Source organism: Streptomyces sp. NPDC045287, assembly GCF_056432325.1.
On record NZ_JBWKJG010000010.1, the window covers coordinates 113,507 to 135,146 of the forward strand.

The window sequence follows — 21,640 nt, forward strand, 5'->3', positions numbered from 1 at the left end:
GCCCAAAACCAGTTGCCGCAGGAGCGGCCGTGCCGGCTGACATCAACCACGAGGAGAACACCGTGGAGCCACTGCTCCAAGAGATCGTCACCATCGTCGGTGACTATTTCGACGTCCCGCCCAGCCAGTTGGACCCCGACGTTCCGCTTCCGGATCTCGGCGCGGACTCGATGGCGCTGCTCGGCATGCTACGGCTGCTGGAGGACCGGTACGGCTGCAAGATATCGCTCCGGCAGCTCTTCGACGACGTACAGACCCCGTCCGACCTGGCCGCCCACCTGACCGCGCACGCCGCGGCCGACAAGCTGCCGACGGAGCGGACGGTGCCGCCCGCCGCGCCCATCACGGACACCGCCGCCGTCGGCACGGCACCGACCCCGGTGCCCGATCCGGTGACGCCGGCGCCGGCCGTGGGCGTCCCGCCCGTCGCGGCACCGGCGGCCGGATCGCCGACGGCGGCCGTCTCGCCGGCCGTGCAGAGTCTGATCAAGGACCAACTCCTCATCATGCAGCGCCAGTTGGACCTGCTCGCGGGCGACAGGGCCGACGCGGTCGCCCCGGCCGCCGCGCCCGGGGCCGACGCTTCGACGTCCGTGCCGCGGCAGGCGCCGGCCCGGTCGGCGGTGCCACTCGGTCCCGGCGCGCGCGGCACCGCGGTCGGCCCCGTGGAGACGGCGCAGCGCACCCGCTACCTGAAGGCCCTGGCCGACCGATTCGGTGCCCGGACCAAGGGCTCGAAGGCATCCGCCCAGCGGTTCCGGCCGATCGTGGCCGACAGCCGCTCCAGCATCGGCTTCCGGCCCTCGACCAAGGAGATGGTGTACCCGATCGTCGCCGAGCGCGGGCGGGGCGCGCGGGTGTGGGACGTCGACGGCAACGAGTACGTCGACCTCACCATGGGATACGGCGTCCACCTCCTCGGGCACAACCCGCCGGCCGTCATGTCGGCCCTGCGGGAGCGGATGGAGCTCGGCTTCGGCCTCGGGCCGCGTACCCAGCTGGTCGAGGACGTCGCCGGTGCGCTGCTCGAACTCACCGGCATGGAGCGCGTCGCCTTCCTCAACACCGGCACCGAAGCGGTCATGACGGCGGTTCGCATCGCTCGGGCGGCCACCGGCCGCGACAAGATCGTGATCTTCTCCACCGGGTACCACGGCCACTTCGACGGTGCGCTCGCCGTGCCGTCCCACGAGAACGGCGTGTTCGGCACCAGACCGCTCGCGGCGGGCGTCTCACCGCGTGCGGTGGAGAACGTGTACGTGCTCGAGTTCGGCACGGACGAGGCACTCGACTTCATCAACAAGCACGGCCCGGAGCTCGCGGCGGTGATGACCGAGCCGGTGACGCTGCGCACTCCCGGCGTGCAGAACCCCGACTTCCTGCGCGAGCTGCGGGAGATCACCCGGGCGCACGGCACGAAGCTCGTCTTCGACGAGATGGTCACGGGCTTCCGCTGCCATCCGGCCGGTGTCCAGGGCCTGTACGGCATCGAGGCGGACCTGGTCACCTACGGCAAGGTGATCGGAGGCGGCATGCCGCTCGGTGTGATCGCCGGACGCGGCGGGGTCATGGACGTCATCGACGGCGGCGTCTGGAACTTCGGCGACGACTCCCGCCCGACGGTGGAATCCACCTTCTTCGCCGGTACGTTCAACCAGCATCCGCTGTCCATGGTGGCGGCGAAGGCGGTCCTCGATCACCTCCGCGAGCAGGGCCCCGGCCTGCAACGGGACCTCGACCGGAAGACCGAGACGTTCGTGGACCAGTTGAACGCCGACTTCCGTGAGCTCGACGTGCCGATCGCGGTCCGCCGCTTCTCCTCGCTCTTCCGCTTCGAGCACGACGTGAACATGGATCCGTTCTACGTCAACCTGCTCGACCGCGGCGTGTTCGTCTGGGAGCTGCGCAACTTCTTCCTGTCCACCGCGCACGAGCAGGCCGACCTCGACCACATCCGCGCCGCGGTACGTGAATCCGTCGCCGAGCTGCGGACCAACGGCATGCTCGACGACGGCCGCACCGGCGCGGCCGGTACCCGGCCGGGACCCGCGCCGCTGCGCAGCACCCTCGCGCAGCGGCAGCTGGCGGACCTCGACGAGGGCGGCGTGCCCGCCTATCAGACGTCCCTCGGGTACTGGCTCGACGGCCCGCTCGACCGCGCCGCGCTGCGCGCCGCCGTGCAGGGGCTGGTCGCGCGCCACGAGGCCCTGCGGACCACGCTCGGCGCGGACGGTGACACGCTCGTCGTCCACGACCCGACACAGACGGTGCTGAGCGACGTGCTGACCGAGCACACCTGCGAGGACGAGGACGACCTCGCAGACCTGCTGCGGACCTGGGCCGGCCGACCGCTCGACCTGGTCGACGGGCCGGTGTTCCGCGCGGTCGTGGCGCAGGTCGCACCGCAACGGCACCTGTTGCAGATGGCGGTGCACCACGCGGCGGTGGACGGCTGGTCCCTCAGCGTCCTGCTCGACGACCTCGTCGCGCTGTACAACGCCGGCTGCCGGGGGGAGAGCCCCCAACTGCCGCCGGCGGCCCAGTTCCGCGACTACCTCGCCTGGCACGAGCGGGTCGCCGCCGGTGCCCCGGCCGCCGACCACCGTGCATACTGGCTCTCCCTCCTCAAGGAGGCGCCCACGCTGGAACTGCCGGTGTCGGGACAGCCGGAGAGCTTTCCCCACCCGGCGGTACGGCACAGCGTCCTCCTCGACCCCGAGTTCTGCGGTCGGATGCGCGAGGCCGCCCGTACCGAGGGCGTCACGGTGTTCGCCTACCTGGTCGCGGCCTGGGGGGCCCTGCTGCACCGGCTGACGGGGCAGGACGACGTCGTCGTACCGGTCGCGTCGACCCGGCGCCCGCAGGAGCTGGACCAGGTGGTCGGGTACTGCTCGAACGTGCTGCCGCTGCGCCTGCGCCTGCCGGCGGACGTCCTGGCCGTGGACTATGTGGCCGAGGTCCTGACGCACCTGGTGACCGGGCTCGAAAGCCAGGACTACCCGTTCGCGGACCTGCTCACGGAATGCGCACCGCCCGGAGCGGGCCTGCGCGGCGACCTGTTCACCACGTCCATCTCGTTCTACCGCCAGGTGGCGGTACCTCCCATGGACGGGCTCGCGGTGTCGGAGGCCGGGCCGCTGCCGATCACGCACACCGGCCACCCCCTGGCGCTGTACGTCATGGACGGCACCGAGGGGTTCCGGTGTGACTTCGAGCTCGCGACCGACGTCCTCGCCCCCGACCTCATCGAGCGCATCCCGCGGTACTACCGGAATCTGCTCGACGCCATGGTCGCCGATGGCGAGCGGCCGCTGGCCGAACTGGACCACGAGGTCCACGGAAACCGGATCGGGAGCTAGCGGCTCCGGCCGCTCACCCGGCACCGGGCTGGAATTCCCCCTTCACACGGCACGACCCCCTATGAGTCCTCGGACATACGGAGACATGAATCCATGATTACGGCCGGCCTCAAGCTCACCCAGAGCGGCGGTATCGCGCTGCTCAACGACGACCGCCTCGAGTTCAACATCGAGATGCAGAAGCTCGCCAACGGTTCCCGCTACAGCAACGTGGACGAACTCGACGACCTGGTCACGATCACCTCCACCTTCGGATACCAGCTCGGAGACATCGACACGTGGGCGGTGGACGGCTGGGACGGCGCCACGGAAGGACGCGTCTCGCTGCTCAGCGGCGGCAAGCCGACCGAACTCGTCGTGGCGTCGTACCGGGAGACGGAAAGGGTGCCCGACCCGGGGCTGCCCGGCCACCGGGGCGATCTGGTCATCGGCGGCCGGACCATGGACTACGTGAGTTACGTGCACGTGGCCGGCCACCTCGCGTCGGCCTACTGCACGAGCCCGTTCGCCCGGCGCGGCGAGCCGTCGATGGTTCTGGTGTGGGACGGCGGCTGCTTCCCCCGCCTCTACTGCGTCGACGCGGACGGCCGCATCGAGCCGGGTGGCGAGGCTTTTCCGCTCATCGGGCACACGTACTCGATGGCCTCCCAGTACTGGGGGCCGTTCAAGCGCCCGAACAAGTCGACCCACGTCGACGACCTCGCCGTCGCCGGAAAGATGATGGCGTACATCGCCCTCGGCACGCCGCGGGACGACATCAAGAAGGTCTTCCGGGAGAGTTTCCACGAGCACTTCGAAGCGGACTCGCCGCGTGTGCGGGCCTACCGCCAGAAGATCATCGGATGCGGCAGCACCGGAGAGAACTCGCACGCCTACGTCCATGAATTCCTCACGGCGGTGCAGAAGGTCACCAGTGGACTCGGCGCAACCGACGTGGACGTGCTGGCGACGGTCCACGTCTTCCTCGAGGAACTGCTGATCGAAGGCGTCACCTCGAAGATCCGGGCGTGGAAGGGCAGCACCCCCTGGAACCTCTGTTTCGCCGGCGGGTGCGCGCTGAACATCAAGTGGAACAGCGCTCTGCGCGCCCACCCGATGATCAAGGCCATGTGGGTTCCCCCGTTCCCCGACGACTCGGGCGTCGCCATCGGCACGGCCTGCCTCGCCGCGGCCGACGGCCAGGGCCTGCGACCGATCGAATGGGGCACGCGGCTCGGGCCCGGCCTCGAGCCGACGCGAGACGTGCCGCGGGGGTGGACCGTGTCGCAGTGCGGACCGGAGGAACTCGCCCGGATCCTCCACACCACGGGCCAGGCCGCGGTCGTGCTCAACGGCCGCGCGGAGCTGGGGCCGCGGGCGCTCGGCGGGCGGAGCATCATCGCCCCCGCCACTGAGGAGTCGATGAAGAAGCTCCTGAACGACGCGAAGGACAGGGAGCACTACCGGCCGGTCGCGCCGATCTGCCTGGAAGAGCACGCTCCCACCGTCTTCGATCCGGGTACCCCCGACCCCTACATGCTGTTCGAGCACTGGGTCCGCCCCGAATGGATCGACCGCGTTCCGGCGATCATGCACCTGGACGGCACCGCTCGGCTGCAGACGGTCAACGAAGGCGACGACCCGAACCTTCACGCCATTCTCCGCGAGTACCACCGGATCAGCGGAATTCCGGTCCTGTGCAACACGAGCGCGAACTACAACGGCCACAGCTTCTTCCCGGACGCCGCGTCGGCGATGGAGTGGGGCCGCCTCGACCTGGTGTGGAGCGAAGGCGTCCTCTACCGTAGGGAAGATTCCACTAGTTAGGCCCTGGCCGCATTGACGGGTGTGACCGCCGCCTGACGCCCGGCGTCAGGCGGCGGCAGCCACGACCTCCCCTGTGTCTCGCCGGCGAGACACATTCCTGTGCTCCGTCGAGTGCTGCCCGGCGTTTATTAAGGCTTGCGGATCTCGCGTGCTAATCTCGCAAAGTCAATTGATTATTGGAAATTCGCGAAGTGGGTCCGGAGAAATGCAGTCGGAGGAGAGCCCTTTCATGTCCAGACCCGATGTTCCGATGCTTCTCGCGAAAAACGCCGCAGAGCGGGCCAAGCGACTGCGACCGGACGGCAACGACCAGTACGTGCAGCTCAGCGGCGAGCACGCGCACATGAACGAGGACCCGTTCACCGATCGCACGGAACGCGAACCGCACCGCGACCACGTCACGTTCGCGTTCATCGGCGGCGGTTTCGCCGGCCTGATGACCGGCGCGCACCTGAAGACGGCAGGGGTCACCGACATCAGGATCGTCGAGAGCGGAGGCGACTTCGGCGGAACGTGGTACTGGAACAGGTACCCGGGTGTTCAGTGCGACGTCGCTTCCCTGGTCTACCTGCCGTTGCTGGAGGAGACCGGGTACGTGCCCTCGGAGTGGTACGCGCACGGCCCGGAGATATTCGAGCACTGCCAGCGCATCGGCAAGCAGTACGGGCTGTACGAGAACGCCCTCTTCCACACCCGGGTGACCGGCCTGGAGTGGGACGAGACCACTCGGCTGTGGACGGTGCGGACCGACCGCGGCGACGAGTTCACCGCGCAGTTCGTGAGCTGGGGCCTCGGCCACCTGTCCGTACCGAAGCTGCCCGGCATACCCGGCATCGAGACCTTCGCGGGCCACGCCTTCCACGCCAGCAGGTGGGACTACGCCTACACCGGCGATCCGGACGGCGGACCGCTGGACAAGCTGCGCGACAAGCGCGTGGCGATCATCGGTACCGGCGCCACCGCGGTACAGTCCGTTCCCCACCTGGCGACCGCCTGCCAGGAGCTGTTCGTCTTCCAGCGCACCCCCTCCGTGGTCGACGTGCGGGACAACCGGCCGATCGACCCGGAGTGGTTCGCCGGGATGGCCACGCCGGGCTGGCAGCAGCGCTGGCTGGACAACTACGCGGCCAACATGGCCTCGGCCGAGCAGCCGGCCGAGGATTTGATCAACGACGGCTGGACCGCCCTGGCCAGGATGTGGCGCGAGGCGGAAGGCGCGTCGAGCCCGGCACCGGACGCGTCCGAGGAGATCGGCGCCGAGGTGTACGCCGATCTCGAGAAGATGAGGACGATCCACGCCCGGGTGGACGACACGGTCAAGGACCCCCGGACCGCCGCGCTCCTCAAGCCCTGGTACCACCTTCCGTGCAAGCGCATCACCTTTCACGATGAGTACCTGGACGCCTTCAACGTGCCGACGGTTCACCTGGTCGACACGGACGGGAAGGGAGTCGAGCGGATCACGCCGCGAGGTGTCGTGGTCGACGGCACCGAGTACCCGGTGGACTGCATCGTCTACGCGTCGGGCTTCGAGGTCGGCACGGCGCCCACCCGGCGTGCCGGGTTCGACCCCGCCGGCCGGGGCGGCAAGCGGCTGTCGGAGCACTGGGCCGATGGCATGCGCACCATGCACGGCATCCATGTGCACGGGTTTCCGAACGCGTTCCTCGTTCAGCAATTCACGGGCGGGGTGCGGTTCTCCAACCTGTCGCACAACTTGTCCGAGGCGGCCAAGACCGTGGCAGCCGTCGTGGCGCACGCGGTCAGCGAAGGCGTCGACGTCGTCGAGGTCACCCGGGAGGCGGAGGACTCCTGGATGGAGCAGGTGGGCGTCGATCCGGAATGGCGTGACTTCCTGGCCACCGGATGCACCCCCGGCTATATCAACAACGAAGGAACGGACCTCGGCGCACATCACCTTTTCGACGAGTTCGCGGGCGCCGATGGGCCGGGGTTCTTCCGGCTCCTTCAGCAGTGGCGTGCGGCCCGGGATTTCGACGGCCTGAAATTCGACCGGGCCGAGTGAGGCTGTCCCGCCGGCCCCGTCCGTAGACGTGTCCGTGCGTTCGTCCGTGCATCCGTCCGTGTAATCGTCCGTGTATGAGTTCTGGGAGCCCGCATGATTCCGTTGTCGTTCGCGCAGCAGCGGCTGTGGATCGTCGGCCAGTTGGAAGGGCCGAGCGCGACGTACAACATGCCGTTGGCGTTGCGTTTGTCAGGGGCGTTGGACCGGGACGCGCTGACGGCGGCACTGGGCGATGTGGTGGGACGGCACGAGAGTTTGCGGACGGTTTTCCCGGTGGTGGGCGGCGAGCCGGCCCAGCGGGTAGTGCCTGCCGACGAGGTGGTGCTGCCGTTGGTGTGGGCCGACGCGGGCGGTCGCCGGATCGCGGATGTGGTGGCTGAGGCCGCGGGGCACGTGTTCGACCTCGCGGTTGAGGTGCCGGTGCGGGTGTGGGTCTTCTCGGCGGGACCCGATGAGCACGTGCTGGTGCTGGTGCTGCACCACATCGCGTGCGACGGCTGGTCGGTGGGGCCGTTGGGCCGGGACGTGGGACTCGCCTACGCGGCGCGTGTGAAGGGAGCGGCGCCGGAGTGGGACGAGTTGCCGGTTCAGTATGCGGATTACACGTTGTGGCAGCGCGAGTTGTTGGGGACGGAGAGCGATCCGGGCAGTGTGATGGCCCGGCAGTCGGATTTCTGGCGCGGGGCGTTGGCGGGGTTGCCGGAGGAGCTGGGGCTGCCGTACGACCGGCCGCGTCCTGTGGTGGCCGGTCACCGTGGTGGTGAGGTGCCCGTGGTGGTCGGCGCGGGTGTGCACGCGCGGGTCGAGGAAGTGGCGCGGTCGGCGGGTGTGACGCCGTTCATGGTGGTGCAGGCGGCGCTGGCGGTGTTGTTGTCGCGGCTGGGGGCCGGGACGGACGTTCCGTTGGGCACGCCGGTGGCGGGGCGTGCTGACGAGGCGCTGCACGACCTGGTCGGGTTCTTCGTGAACACGTTGGTGCTGCGCACCGACGTCTCGGGGGATCCGACGTTCCGGGAGCTGCTGGCGCGGGTCCGGGAGACGGACCTGGCGGCGTTCGAGCACCAGGACCTGCCCTTCGAGCGGCTGGTGGAGATCCTCGCCCCGTCCCGCGCGGTGGCCCGCCACCCGCTGTTCCAGGTGATGCTGGCCTTCGAGACCGGTGCCGGGAGCTCCTTCGAACTGCCGGGGCTGCGGGTCGACGAACTGGAGGTGTCGGGGGGAAGGACGGCCAAGTTCGACCTGAACTTCGAGTTGCGAGGACAGTACGGTGCGGACGGGCGGCCGGCGGGGATCGAGGGGGTCGTTGAGTACGCCACCGACCTGTTCGACCACGACACGGTCCGGGAACTGGCCGGGCGCTTCAACCGGCTGCTCGAGCGGCTGGTGACCGACCCCGACCGGCCCATCGGGCGCGTGGACGTCCTGACCGACCGGGAAGGCCGGTTGCTGATCGAGGAGTGGAACGACACCGCGCACGCGGTGCCGCAGGACACCCTGCCCGCGCTCTACCGGGCCCAGGTCGCCAAGACGCCGGACGCGGTCGCGGTGGTCTGCGGTGACACGAGCCTGACCTACACCGAGCTCAACGAACGGGCCAACCGGCTGGCGCACCGGCTGGTCGCGTGGGGGGTGGGCGTCGAGGGACCGGTGGCGCTGATGCTGCGGCGGTCGGCGGACGTGATCGTGGCGGTGCTGGCCGTGGTCAAAGCCGGTGGGTTCTACGTGCCGATCCACGCCGGTTTCCCGCCGGAGCGTGCGGCGTGGGCGGTGGACGACTGCGGCGCACGCGTCGTGCTGACCGATGACGCCACGCTGCTCGCGGGGACGAGGTGCGGTGCGCGGGTGATGGTGCTGGGGGACGTGGACCTCTCCGGCGAACCGGTCAGTGACCCGGACCGGGTCGTGAGCGCCGACCAGTTGGCGTACGTCATGTTCACCTCCGGGTCCACCGGGGTTCCCAAGGGGGTGGCGGCCCGGCACCGGGACGTCACGGCGCTGGCGTTCGACCGGCGTTGGCGCGGCGGGGCGCACGGGCGCGTCCTGGTGCACTCGCCGCACGCTTTCGACGCCTCGACGTACGAGATGTGGGTGCCGCTGCTCTCCGGCGGCCGCCTGGTGATCGCGCCGCCGGGGGACCTGGACGCCCGGGTTCTGCGCCGGCTGATCGCCGAGGAGCGGATCACGGCGCTGTGGCTCACCGCGGGTGTGTTCGCGCTCATGGCGGAACAGGCCCCGGAGTGTTTCGCGGGCGTGCGCGAGGTGTGGGCCGGCGGCGACGTCCTCTCGCCGGTCGCCGTACGGCGGGTGCTGCGGGCATGCCCCGGTCTCGACGTGGTCAACGGGTACGGCCCCACCGAGACCACCACGTTCGCCACCAGCCACCGGTTGCGTTCGGCCGATGACGTCGCCGACCGGGTGCCCATCGGCCGACCGCTGGACAACATGCGGGTGTACGTGCTCGACGGCGGGTTGCGGCCGGTGCCGGTGGGCGTGGCCGGTGAGCTGTACGTGTCCGGTGCGGGGCTGGCCCGGGGGTACCTCGGCCGTCCGGGGTTGACCGCGGAGCGGTTCGTGGCCTGTCCGTTCGGTGCGCCCGGGGAGCGGATGTACCGGACCGGGGACCTGGTTCGGTGGCGGGCGGACGGGAACCTCGAGTACCTCGGCCGGGCCGACGACCAGGTGAAGATCCGGGGGTTCCGGGTCGAGTTGGGCGAGGTCGAGGCGGTGCTGGGCCGGCATCCGGAGGTCGGGCAGGTCGCGGTCGTCGCCCGGGAGGACCGGCCCGGGGACAAGCGTCTGGTGGCCTACGTGGTCCCGGCCGGTGCGGGTGCGCCGGACGCGGCGCAGGTGCGGCGGTTCGCCGGGGAGGGGCTGCCGCGGTTCATGGTGCCGACCGCGGTCGTGGTGCTGGACCGGCTGCCGCTGACGCCCAACGGGAAGCTGGACCGCAGGGCCCTGCCCGCCCCGGACTACGCGTCGGCCTCGACGCGCCGCGCCCCGACCACGGTGCGGGAAGAGCGGCTGTGTGCGGCGTTCGCCGAGGTGCTGGGGCTGCCCGCCGTGGGCGTCGACGACAACTTCTTCGACCTCGGCGGCCACTCCCTGCTCGCCATCAGCCTGGTCGCCCGCATCCGGTCCCTGCTCGGCGTCGAACTCACCCTCCGCACCCTGTTCGAAGCCCCCACCGTCGCCGCCCTGGCCGGTGCGCTGGACGGGGCCGAGCCCTCGCGTCCGGCGCTGGTGGCCGCGGCCCGTCCGGAGCCGCTGCCGCTGTCGTTCGCGCAGCAGCGGCTCTGGTTCCTCGGCGAGCTGGAGGGGCCCAGCGCGACGTACAACGTTCCGGCCGTCATCAGGTTGTCCGGGGCGCTCGACACGCGTGCGCTGGCCGCGGCGCTGCGGGATGTGCTCGGACGCCACGAGGTGCTGCGTACGCGCTTCCCGGTGTTCGACGGACAGCCGTATCAGCAGGTGGTGCCGGTCGAGGAGCTCGGCGAGGTGCTCACGGTGGTGCCGGCCGATCAGGCCGGGCCGTCCGGCGTGCCCGCGCGGGTGATGGAGGCCGTGAGGTACGGCTTCGACCTGTCCGCCGACGTGCCCTTCCGCGCCTGGCTGTTCGACGCCGGCGCGGGCGAGCAGGTGCTGGTGCTGCTCGTGCACCACATCGCCGGCGACGGCTGGTCGATGGCACCCCTGGCGCGGGACCTGTCGGTGGCGTACACGGCGCGCCGTGCCGGCCGGGCTCCGGACTGGGTGCCGCTGCCGGTGCAGTACGCGGACTACACGCGCTGGCAGCGCGAGCTGCTCGGCTCGGCGCAGGACCCGGAGAGCCTGCTGAGCAAGCAGTTGGCCCATTGGCGCCGGGCACTGGCCGGGTTGCCGGAGGAACTGTCGCTGCCGGTCGACCGCGCCCGCCCGGCGGTGGCCACGCACCGGGGCGCGAGCGTGCCGCTGGACGTTCCCGCCTCGATCCACGCGCGGGCCGCCGAGCTGGCCCGGGCCGAGGGCGTGACCGTGTTCATGGTGCTCCAGGCCGCGCTGGGCGTGGTGCTCTCCCGGCTCGGCGCCGGCCCGGACATCCCGATCGGAACCCCGACGGCCGGACGCACCGACACCGCGCTCGACGACCTCGTCGGGTTCTTCGTCAACACTCTGGTGCTGCGCACGGACCTCTCCGGCGGCCCGTCCTTCCGCGAGCTGCTGGCCCGCGTGCGCGAGCAGGCGCTCGACGCGTTCGCGCACCAGGACGTGCCCTTCGAGCGCCTGGTCGAGGAGCTGGCCCCGGCCCGCTCGATGGCCCGCCACCCGCTGTTCCAGGTGATGCTCTCCCTGCAGAACAACACCGATCCCGTGCTCGACCTGCCGGGCCTGCGCACGAGCATCCTGCCCGACGGCGACACCCCGGCGAAGTTCGACCTGAACGTCGACCTGAGTGAGCACTTCGACGACCGCGGCCGGCCCGCCGGGATGACCGGCGAGCTCACCTACGCCGTCGACCTGTTCGACCACGCGACCGTCGAGCGGATCGCCGAGCGCTTCAGCCGTGTCCTCGGCACCCTGACCGCCGATCCCGCGCAGCGGGTCGACCGGGTCTCGCTGCTGTCGGCCGCGGAACGGCAGGAGGTGCTGCACGTCTGGAACGACACCGCCCGCCCGGTCCCGCCCACGACGCTGCCCGCGCTCTTCCAGGCCCAGGCGGCCCGTACCCCCGAGGCCACCGCGGTCGTCTTCGACGACACCTCCCTGACCTACCGCGAGCTCAATGCCCGCGCCAACCGACTCGCCCACCACCTGATCGACGACGGAGTCGGCCCCGAAGACGTGGTGGCCCTGGCGCTGCCGCGGTCGACCGAACTCATCGTGGCGATGCTCGGCGTGGTCAAGGCGGGCGCGGCGTATCTGCCGATCGACGTCGACTACCCGGTGGACCGGGTGCGGTTCATGATCGAGGACTCGAAGCCGTCGTGCGTGGTGACGCTTCGGCGCACCGCGGCACGCCTGCCGGCCGACGCGCCCCTGCTGGTCCTCGACGACCCGGCCACTGAGCAGAGGCTGACCGCGGACCCGGCGTCGGACCACGACCCGACGGATGCGGACCGCACCACCCCGCTGGACCCCGCGCACCCCGCCTACGTCATCTACACCTCCGGTTCCACCGGAACCCCCAAGGGCGTGGTCATGCCGCACCGCGGCATCACCAACTTCATCACCGTCCATCGCGAATCGGTCTTCGCCGCCGCCGCCGTGTCGCCGCACGGCCGGCCCCTGCGCGTCGCCCTGACCAACTCCATATCCTTCGACGCCTGCTGGGATCAGCTCTCGGGCCTGATGGAGGGGCACGAGCTGCACGTCGTCAGCACGGAGGTGCTCTCCGACAACGGCCTGCTCGCGACGTGGCTGGACGAGCACGACGTCGACTTCCTCGAGCTGACCCCCTCCCACATGGCCTCCGCCGTGGCGGGCGGCCTGTTCGACGGCCGGCGCCGCCCCGCGCTGCTCGTGGTCGGCGGCGAGGCCGTCCCCGACGCGCTCTGGGAATGGCTCGGGTCACTGGGCGACGGCACCCGCAGCTTCAGCTTCTACGGGCCCACGGAGTGCACGGTCTACCAGGTCTTCGCCGAGCCCCGGTCCACACCGAGGCCGATCCTCGGGCGGCCCACGTTCAACATGCGGGCGTTCGTCCTCGACGACGGCCTGCAGCCGGTCGCGCCCGGCGTGACGGGGGAGTTGTACGTGGCCGGTGCCGGCCTGGCACGGGGGTACCTCGGCCGTGCGGGACTGACCGCGGAGCGGTTCGTCGCGTGCCCGTTCGGCGAGCCCGGGGAACGGATGTACCGGACCGGGGACCTGGCCCGCCGACACGCCGACGGCAGCCTGGAGTTCGCCGGCCGGGCCGACGACCAGGTCAAGATCCGAGGATTCCGGATCGAGATCGGCGAGGTCGAGGCGGCACTGGGCGGGCACCCCGGCGTCGCCCGGGCCGCCGTCGTGGTCCACGAGGCCGTCCCCGGCGACAAGCGTCTGGTCGGTTACGTGGTGCCCGGCCCGGGCCAGGGCCCGGAACGGCTCGCCCAGTTGCCCGGCCTGCTCAGGCGGCACGTCGCCGGGATCCTGCCGGAGTACCTGGTGCCGGCGGCGGTCGTGGTCCTGGACCGGTTGCCGTCGACGCCCAACGGGAAGCTGGACCGCAGGGCCCTGCCGGCGCCGGACTACGCGGCCGTCTCCACCCACCGCGCCCCGGCCACGGCGCGGGAGGAGATCCTGTGCACCGCCTTCGCCGAGGTGCTGGGCCTGCCCGCGGTCGGCGTCGACGACGACTTCTTCGCTCTCGGCGGTCACTCGCTGCTGGCGACGCGGCTGGTCGCCCGCGTCCGGGCGCTGCTCGGGGCCGAGCTCGCCATTCGCACCCTGTTCGAGAACCCCACCGTCGCCGCCCTCGCCGGTGCGCTGACCGGGGCCGAGGCCGGGCCTTCGCGCCCGGCGGTGAAGGCCGCGGTTCGCCCGGATCCGATGCCGCTCTCGTTCGCGCAGCAACGGCTGTGGATCGTCAACCAACTGGAGGGGCCGAGCGCGACGTACAACATGCCGTTGGTGCTGCGCCTGTCCGGGACACTGGACCGGGGCGCACTGGAGGCGGGGCTCCGTGACGTGGTGGGGCGGCACGAGAGCCTGCGGACGGTCTTTCCGGCACCCGACGGCGAGCCGTTCCAGCGGATCGTGCCCGCCGGCGAGGTCGTGCTGCCCCTCGTGTGGTCCGACACCGGTGCCGACCGGGTCGCGGATCTGGTGGCCGAGGCGGAGGGGCACGTGTTCGATCTGGCCGCCGAGATTCCCGTGCACGCCCGGGGGTTCTCGGTGGGCCCGGACGAGCACGTGCTGGTCCTCGTGCTGCACCACATCGCCTGTGACGGCTGGTCGGCGGGCCCCCTGGGCCGGGACCTCGCGGCTGCCTACGCCGCGCGGGTCGGCGGCACGGCGCCGAAGTGGGACGAACTGCCCGTCCAGTACGCCGACTACGCCTTGTGGCAGCGCGAACTGCTGGGCGACGCGGGCGACCCCGACAGCCTGGCGGCCCGGCAGGCGGTGTTCTGGCGCGGCGCGCTGGCGGGGCTGCCGGACGTGTTGCCCCTGCCCTTCGACCGGCCGCGTCCTGCGGTGGCCAGCCACCGTGGTGCCGAAGTGCCCGTGGCGATCGACGCGGACGCGCACGCACGGGGCGACGACCTGGCCCGCCGGACGGGCGTGACGCCGTTCATGGTGGTGCAGGCGGCGCTGTCGGTGCTGCTGTCGCGGTGGGGCGCCGGGACGGACGTCCCGCTCGGCACGCCGCTGGCCGGGCGCGGTGACGAGGCGCTGCACGACCTGGTCGGGTTCTTCGTCAACACCGTGGTCCTGCGCACCGACCTGTCGGGGGAGCCGACGTTCCGCGAGGTGCTGGAACGGGTCCGGGAGACGGACCTGGCGGTGTTCGATCACCAGGACCTGCCCTTCGAGCGGCTGGTGGAGGTCCTGGACCCGCCCCGGTCCCTGGCCCGCCACCCCCTGTTCCAGGTGAACCTGTCCTTCGACAGCGCTGCCGGCGTCTCCTTCGGCCTGCCGGGGCTGCGCGTCGACGAAGAGGTGGTCCCGGGGCGGACGTCGGCCAAGTTCGACCTGAACTTCCTGCTGCGAGGGGCGTACGGGGCGGACGGGCGGCCGGCGGGGATCGAGGGGGTCGTCGAGTACGCCACCGACCTGTTCGACCACGACACGATCCAGGCGCTGGCCGGGCGCTTCGCCCGGCTGTTCCAGGAACTGATCACCCACCCCGACCGGTCCATCGGCACCACCGAAGCCCAGGAACCGCCGCCCCTGAGAGGGCCCGGCCCCGGAAAGCGGCGGGTGCTGGTCGGCTCCCGCCCTTCGCGGGAGCAGCCCACCGGCGGAACCGCACGGGCCTGAGATTGCCCCGCACATGGTCTTCGGCGGCTGCCGAAGGAACGTACTTCGAAGGTTTCCGCTTCTCCGGAAAGTTGGGCGAACGCATGCCAGAAATCCTTGGTCATCCGGATGGAGAACCCGGCTCGACAGGAAGACGCCGATGACGCGACGCGCCGGGGCGAAGCCGCGCTCACTCTTGCGCCACCGGCACTTCGTCCTGCTGTGGACCGGCCAGTCGGCCTCGCTCCTCGGTACCCAGATCACCTACGTCGCGATGCCGCTGACCGCCGTCCTGCTGCTCGACGCGACGCCGCTGGAGGCGGGGGCGCTCGTCGCCCTCGAAACGCTGCCGTTCCTGCTGTTCGGCCTCTTCGTCGGTGTGCTGCTGGACCGCCGGGCACGCCGTTCCGTGATGATCGTCGCCGACGTCGTACGGGCCGCGGCCCTCGCCTGGATCCCCGTCGGGCACGCGCTCGGCGTGCTGAACATCGGCCAGCTCTTCGTCGTGGTCTTCGTCCTCGGCGTGATGACCGTGTTCTTCGACCTCGCGTACCAGTCCTACGTGCCCGGTCTGGTCGGCCGGGACCGGCTCCCCGAGGCGAACGGGAAGCTGGAGCTCTCGGGCTCGATGGCGCAGGTCGCCGGGCCGGGCGCGGCGGGGCTGCTGGTCTCCGCGCTCGGCGCGCCGGTGGCGCTCGCGGTGGACGCCGTGAGCTACGTCCTGTCCTTCTTCACGACGGCGGGACTTCCGGCCGACGAGGCACCGAAGCCGCAGCCCGGTGCGTCGGCCCTCTCGGTCCGCGCCGCGATCCGTGAGGGATTCGCCGTGATCTGGAGGCAGCCACTGCTGCGCTGGTTCACCACCGCCGCGGTGATCATCAACCTGTTCTCCGGCGCGCTGATGTCGGTGTTCTTCCTCTACTTGATCCGGGTGCTCGGGATGGGCTCGACGCAGGTCGGCCTGATCGTCGCGGTCGGCAGCGTGGGCGCGCTGACCGGCGCCCTCCTGGTCGGCCGGCTGACCGGACGGTTCGGCGTCGGACCGACACTGATCCTGACGATGGCGTTGCCCGGCCTCGGCTACCTCGTCCTCGCGGCCGTGCACGGCAACTCGCCGGCGGTGATCGCCGTCGTGGCGGCGGCCTCCTTCGCCGTCCAGTTCAGCGTGCCCGTCTTCAACGTGACGGTGATCAGTTTCCGGCAGGTCACCACCCCGGACGAACTGCTCGGGCGGGTGAACGCCACGGCGCGTACCTGTGCCCTGGGCGCGTACTCGCTCGGCTCGCTGCTCGGCGGCGCGCTCGCGTCCGGGGCCGGGCTGCGGACGACCGTCCTGCTGGGCGCCAGCGGGACGTTCCTGGCCGCCCTCGCCCTGCTGTGCTCGCCCGTGCGCGCGGTACGCCGCCTCGACGCGCCGCCCGCCGACACCGCTTCGACCCCCGCGCCGGTGTCCGGCGTACCCATTCAGGAGCAAACATCATGACAACGACGTCGACGTCCCCGGACGTCCCGGTGCAGGAGGAGGGCTACCAGCTCTCTCCGCAGCAGCTCGCCCGGTCGGGCCAGGCCGGGAGCACGGCGGTCCGCACGGTCCGCACCGCCGCACGCGTCCCGGTGCCGGTCCTGGAGGCCCGGATCGCGGCGGCGGTCGCCGCGCACGAGATCCTGCGCACGCGGTACACCGAGTTCGCGGGGCTTCCCACCCTCGTCCAGGTCGTGGATCCGGTCGGCCCGGTCACGGTCGAGCAGGCGGTCGCAGAACGCACGGTGCTCCGGGCCGGCGCGCTGACCGTCGAACACGCACTCGGTCCGGACGGCACGCTGCTGGTTCTCACCCTGCCGCGGCTGAGCGTCGACGACGCCTCCTGGCAGCAGCTCGTCGGCCTTCTGCTCCAGGACCCCGAGGACCTTCGGGGCACGGCCGCCGACGGCGCCGCAACCGATGACGAGACGCTCCAGTACGCCGATGTCGCCGCCTGGCTCGGCGAAGTCCTGGAGCAGTCGGCGCGGCCGCAGGAGACCGGCGACACCGGGCGGCAGCCGTCGACGCCGTCCTCCGCGCCGCCCTTCCTCCTGCCCGCCGACCTCGGGGACGGGGCCGCCGAGCCGGTGAGCGTCTCGACCGTCGTCCAGGGGCCGGCGCTGGAACGGCTGGACGCGCTCGCCGGACGGTGCGGCGTGAGCGAGTCGGCGGTGCTGCTGGCCCTGTGGCGCTCGCTGTACGACCGGTACTGCCGCGACGCCGACGACCACGTGGTCGTGCTGGCCGACGGCCGGTCCACGGACGGCCTGGAGAACGTGCTCGGCCTGCTGGAGCGCCCGGTACCGGTGCGGTTGGAGATCGCCGCGGACACCCCGGTCGCCGACGCGCTGCGGACCGCGCAGGACGCGCTCCGTTCCGTCGCGGCGATCGAGAACCAGGTCGACCCCGGGACCGTGGCAGCCCCGCACCGCGCACCGGGCGGCGCCTCGCTCTCGTACCGCCACCGCCAGGACCAGTGGGCCGATGCGATCTCGGCCGAAACATCCGCGTACGACGTGCCCGGTCCGCTCCACCTCGACTGCGTCCGCGGACCGCGAAGCGTGCACCTGACCTTCGTCGGTACCGGCGGTCGCGTCGCACGGGCCGATCTGGACCTCGTCGCGGCGGCCTTCGAGCACCAGCTCGCTGATGCGCTGTCCGGCGGCACGGACCGCGCCGTCGGCGGCCTTCGGCTCACCGCGCCGAACGCGTCGACCGCGGGCGCCGAGCCGCGCGCGCGGTACGCCCCGGTGCTCGACCGCTTCCTCCGGCAGGCGGACCGCACGCCCGCGCGACCGGCGCTGCGCTGCGGCGAGACCGTCGTGTCCTACCGGGACGCGGCGCTGCGCGCCGACGCGGTGGCACACCTGCTGCGCGAGCACGGCGTGCGGGCCGGACAGCGGGTCGCGCTGTTCGCGCCGGCCTCGACGGAGACGGTCGTCGCGATGCTCGGGGTCTGGCTCGCCGGCGCGGCGTTCGTCCCCCTCGACCCTTCGTGGCCGCGACAGCGGATCGAGATGGTCCTGGGGGAGGCCGACCCCGCGCTGCTGCTCACGCCCCTTCCGAAGGCCGATCACCCGGTCTCCGTCCGCACCGTGACCACGGCCGACGCGGCCGTGGACCCACAGCGCGCGGCGCCGTCCGGCGCACCGGCCGCGGGCGCCGCCTACGTGATCTTCACGTCCGGCACCTCGGGCCTTCCCAAGGGCGTCGTCATCGGGCACGAGCAGCTGGCGCACTACGCCGCCGCCATGGGTGAGACGCTCATGCTGTCCGAGGGCGCCGAATGCGCAGCCGTCTCCACACTCGCCGCGGACCTTGCCTATACGGCCGTCTTCCCGACCCTGGCGAGCGGCGGATGCGTCCAACTCGTCCCCGCCGAGACCGCCACGAGCCCCGCCGCTCTCATTGAGTGGTTCCGGACGCACCCCGCGGCCGCGCTGAAGCTGGTCCCCTCGCACCTCTCGGCGCTCCTGGCGGAGGCCGACGATCCGGCGGCGTTGCTGCCGAGCGAGGCGCTCGTGCTCGGCGGCGAGCTGCTGCCGCGTCCGCTGTACGAGAGGGTGCGGGAGCTCGCGCCGTCGCTGCGGGTGTACAACCACTACGGCCCGACCGAGACGACGGTGGGCGCCTCGTGCCTCGCGCCGGACGAGCCGGTCGACGCACGCTGCTCCTCGATCGCGGTGGGCGGCGGCCTGGGGGAGAACGCCCTGACGGTGGTCGACGAAGCGGGCGTCCCGCTGCCGCCCTGGTGCCCCGGCGAGGTGGTGATCAGCGGTCCCGGCGTGGGCCTCGGGTATCTCGCGCGGTTGCGCGAAGGGCTGCCGGGCTTCGGCACCGCCGAAGCCGCGGACGGCTACCGGACCGGCGACCTCGGCCGCCTCGTGCCCGGCGCGGGCGTCGAGATCCTCGGCCGGATCGACGACCAGGTGAAGCTGCGCGGATACCGCCTCCAGGTCGGTGAGATCGAGGCGCTGCTCACCGGGCGGTGCGGAGTCGGAGCCGCGGCCGTCGTGGCACGCGCCGACGACAGCGGTCTGGTGACGCACCTCGATGCCTACCTGGTCGCCACGGACGGTTCCGCCCCGCCGGTCGAGCAGGTGAGGAAAGCCGTCGGCGACTGGCTGCCGGCCGCCCTGGTGCCGACCGGCTGGCAGGTGCTGGACCGGCTTCCGCTGACCCGCAACGGCAAGCTGGACCGTCGCGCCCTCGCTCCGGTCGAGCCGCCGAAGGCCAGGGCCGGCCGACCGCGCGACTCGGTGGAACAGCGCCTGCTGGCCATCTGGTCCTCCACCCTCGACCAGGACATCTCGTCCCCGGACGCCGACTTCTTCGAGTTCGGCGGGCAGTCCCTGCGGGCGATCAAACTCATGGCCCAGATCAACAGCGCCTTCGGCTGCCGTCTGCCGATGTCCGCGGTGTTCACCGCGCCGACCGTCGCGGCGATGGCGGTCCTGGTGCGCGGCAGCGAAGCCCAGGACTCGAACCTGGTCCCGCTGCGCGCCGCTTCCGGAGCGGACGTCGGGGCCCCGATCTTCTGCGTCCACCCGGGCGGTGGCAACACGCTGAGCTACTGGGAGCTGGCCCGTGCGCTGCCGGCGGACCGGCCGGTCTTTGGCATCGAAGCCTGGGGTCTGCACGGCAGGCCGCCGCAGGAGGACTTCACCGCCATGGCCGAGGGGTACGCGGCGACCGTCGCGGCCGCCGGCGACGCCCCGCCGGTGATCATCGGCTGGTGCTTCGGCGGCCTGATGGCCTACGCCACGGCCAAGGCCCTGCGCCGCTCCGGGCACGAGGTGGCGCAGCTGATCATCGTCAACTGTGGTGTCCCCGCCGCCGACGACGGCGCACTGGCGCAGAAGCCCGCCGACTACCTCGTCCGCCGCTTCGCCTTTCACTACCAGTTGGACCTGCCGGCGGGGGAGTTCGGCGAGCGGGAACTGCTCGCGGCCATGCAGGACGTCGGGCGGCTGCCCCCGGACGCGGGCGAGGCGGAGCTGCGGAGCCTGCTGGACGTCTACACGACCAACATGACCGCCTTGGACCGCTACTTCGTGCAGCAGCGCAACAGTTTCGACCGCCCCGACTTCCCGGTGCTGCTGGTGCGGGCGGAGCCGACCGGCGAGCCGCACGACCCGGACCGCACCTGGGGCTGGGGATCGGTGGTCGGCCCGGAGCTCGGCTTCGCTTCGGTGCCCACCACCCACCACGGCATCATGCGGCAGCCCCACGTCGCCCGACTCGCCGAGCTGATCGGACGGGAGCTCGAATCGTGACCCGCGCAGGGATCCACCGCAGAGGAAATGAGGACGCAGGACATGCATGAAGCAACTCCCAAGGCGCCGGGACCCCGCTCCCTCCAGCGCGCGACGCGGCGGCCGGTGCACGTCCCGGCCGGGGACGCGGTCACCGTCGGTTTCCTGCCGGAAGCACCGTCGACGCCCGTCCTCGTCACACCGGACGGTCCCGGTGCCGACCTGCCCGGCTGGCTGCGCGCGAACCGGGACGCCGTCGAAGCGAAGCTGCTGCGGCACGGCGCGGTCCTGTTCCGCGGGTTCCACGGTGGTTCGGTGGAGAAGTTCGAGCAGGCCGCCTCGGCCGTGTGCGGCACCCTCTTCCGTGAGTACGGGGACCTCCCGCAGGAGGGCGAATCGGACCGCGTGTACAAATCGACGCCGTATCCCGAAGACCTCTCGATCCTCTTCCACAACGAGAGTTCGCATCTGCCGCAGTGGCCGATGCGCCAGTTCTTCTCCTGCATCGTGGCCCCGCACACCGGAGGCCAGACGCCGATCGTCGACTGCCGTACGGTCCTCGACCGTATGCGTCCGGAGCTGGTCGAGCTGTTCGCCACCAAGAAGCTCCGTTACGTCCGCAACTTCATCGAAGGCGTCGACGTCAGCTGGTCGCGCTTCTTCCGTACCGACGATCCGGCCGAGGTCGAGCGCAAGTGCGCGGAGGAGGGGACCGGCTTCGAGTGGACGCCGGACGGCGGCCTGCGGACCTCGCGCCAGGCCGAGGCGGTGCTGCGCCACCCGGTGACCGGCGAGGCCGTGTTCTTCAACCAGCTCGCCCTGCACCACCCGTCGTCGCTCGACCCGGAAACGCGCTCCTCGCTGCTCGCGATCTGCGGCGATCGGGGCATGCCGCGCAACGTCTTCTGGGGCGACGGCACGGTCATCGACGACGCCGTCGTGGCCGAGGTCCGCGACCTGATGGACCGTGAGTCGGTCGCGTTCTCCTGGCAGGAGGGCGACGTCCTGGTCCTCGACAACATGCTGGTCGCGCACTCGCGCAGCCCCTTCACCGGGCCGCGGAAGATCGTGGTGGCGCTCGGCGACATGACCGGCGGGCCCGTACCTTCCCCGAGTCCGGTGAGCCCCGTCTGACGGGTCACGGGACACACCGCTGGGGGCGGCCCCCCCCTGGTCCCACGGGGGGGGGGCCCCCCGGTGTAAACCGCGCGCCGGGCCCGGCCGAAACCCGGTTGGCCACCGGGGCCGGGGCGGG

At 71.7% G+C, this 21,640-nt stretch carries 7 protein-coding genes; all 7 read left to right on the plus strand.

All coding sequences use genetic code 11. The features are described from left to right. Positions 1-29 precede the first annotated feature (29 nt). The 7 genes from AC07D6_RS18325 (at position 30) to AC07D6_RS18355 (ending at position 21,519) form a co-directional block, all read left to right on the plus strand. A complete protein-coding gene (locus AC07D6_RS18325) occupies positions 30-3,359 on the plus strand; it encodes an aminotransferase class III-fold pyridoxal phosphate-dependent enzyme (protein ID WP_479045464.1) in 3,330 nt (1,109 codons plus the stop codon). 93 nt (positions 3,360-3,452) lie between these two features. Further along, on the plus strand, positions 3,453-5,165 hold the full coding sequence (locus AC07D6_RS18330) for a carbamoyltransferase N-terminal domain-containing protein (protein WP_479045466.1): 1,713 nt from the start codon (positions 3,453-3,455) through the stop codon (positions 5,163-5,165). Positions 5,166-5,394: 229 nt separating this feature from the next. Then, positions 5,395-7,191, plus strand: a complete 1,797-nt coding sequence (locus tag AC07D6_RS18335; RefSeq protein WP_479045469.1) for a flavin-containing monooxygenase — start codon at positions 5,395-5,397, stop codon at positions 7,189-7,191. A gap of 93 nt (positions 7,192-7,284) precedes the next feature. After that, on the plus strand, positions 7,285-15,129 hold the full coding sequence (locus AC07D6_RS18340; protein ID WP_479045470.1) for an amino acid adenylation domain-containing protein: 7,845 nt from the start codon (positions 7,285-7,287) through the stop codon (positions 15,127-15,129). A 139-nt stretch (positions 15,130-15,268) separates the two neighbouring features. Beyond that, positions 15,269-16,591: an MFS transporter gene (locus AC07D6_RS18345; RefSeq protein WP_479045472.1), complete on the plus strand. Its 1,323-nt coding sequence runs from the start codon at positions 15,269-15,271 to the stop codon at positions 16,589-16,591. Beyond that, positions 16,588-20,406 (plus strand): amino acid adenylation domain-containing protein, encoded by a 3,819-nt coding sequence (locus tag AC07D6_RS18350; RefSeq protein ID WP_479045474.1) that lies wholly within the window; start codon positions 16,588-16,590, stop codon positions 20,404-20,406. The genes AC07D6_RS18345 and AC07D6_RS18350 overlap by 4 nt, the downstream gene beginning before the upstream one ends. 42 nt (positions 20,407-20,448) lie before the next feature. Further along, entirely contained in the window at positions 20,449-21,519 is a 1,071-nt protein-coding gene (locus tag AC07D6_RS18355) for a TauD/TfdA family dioxygenase (protein WP_479045476.1), read from the plus strand. Positions 21,520-21,640: the final 121 nt, after the last annotated feature.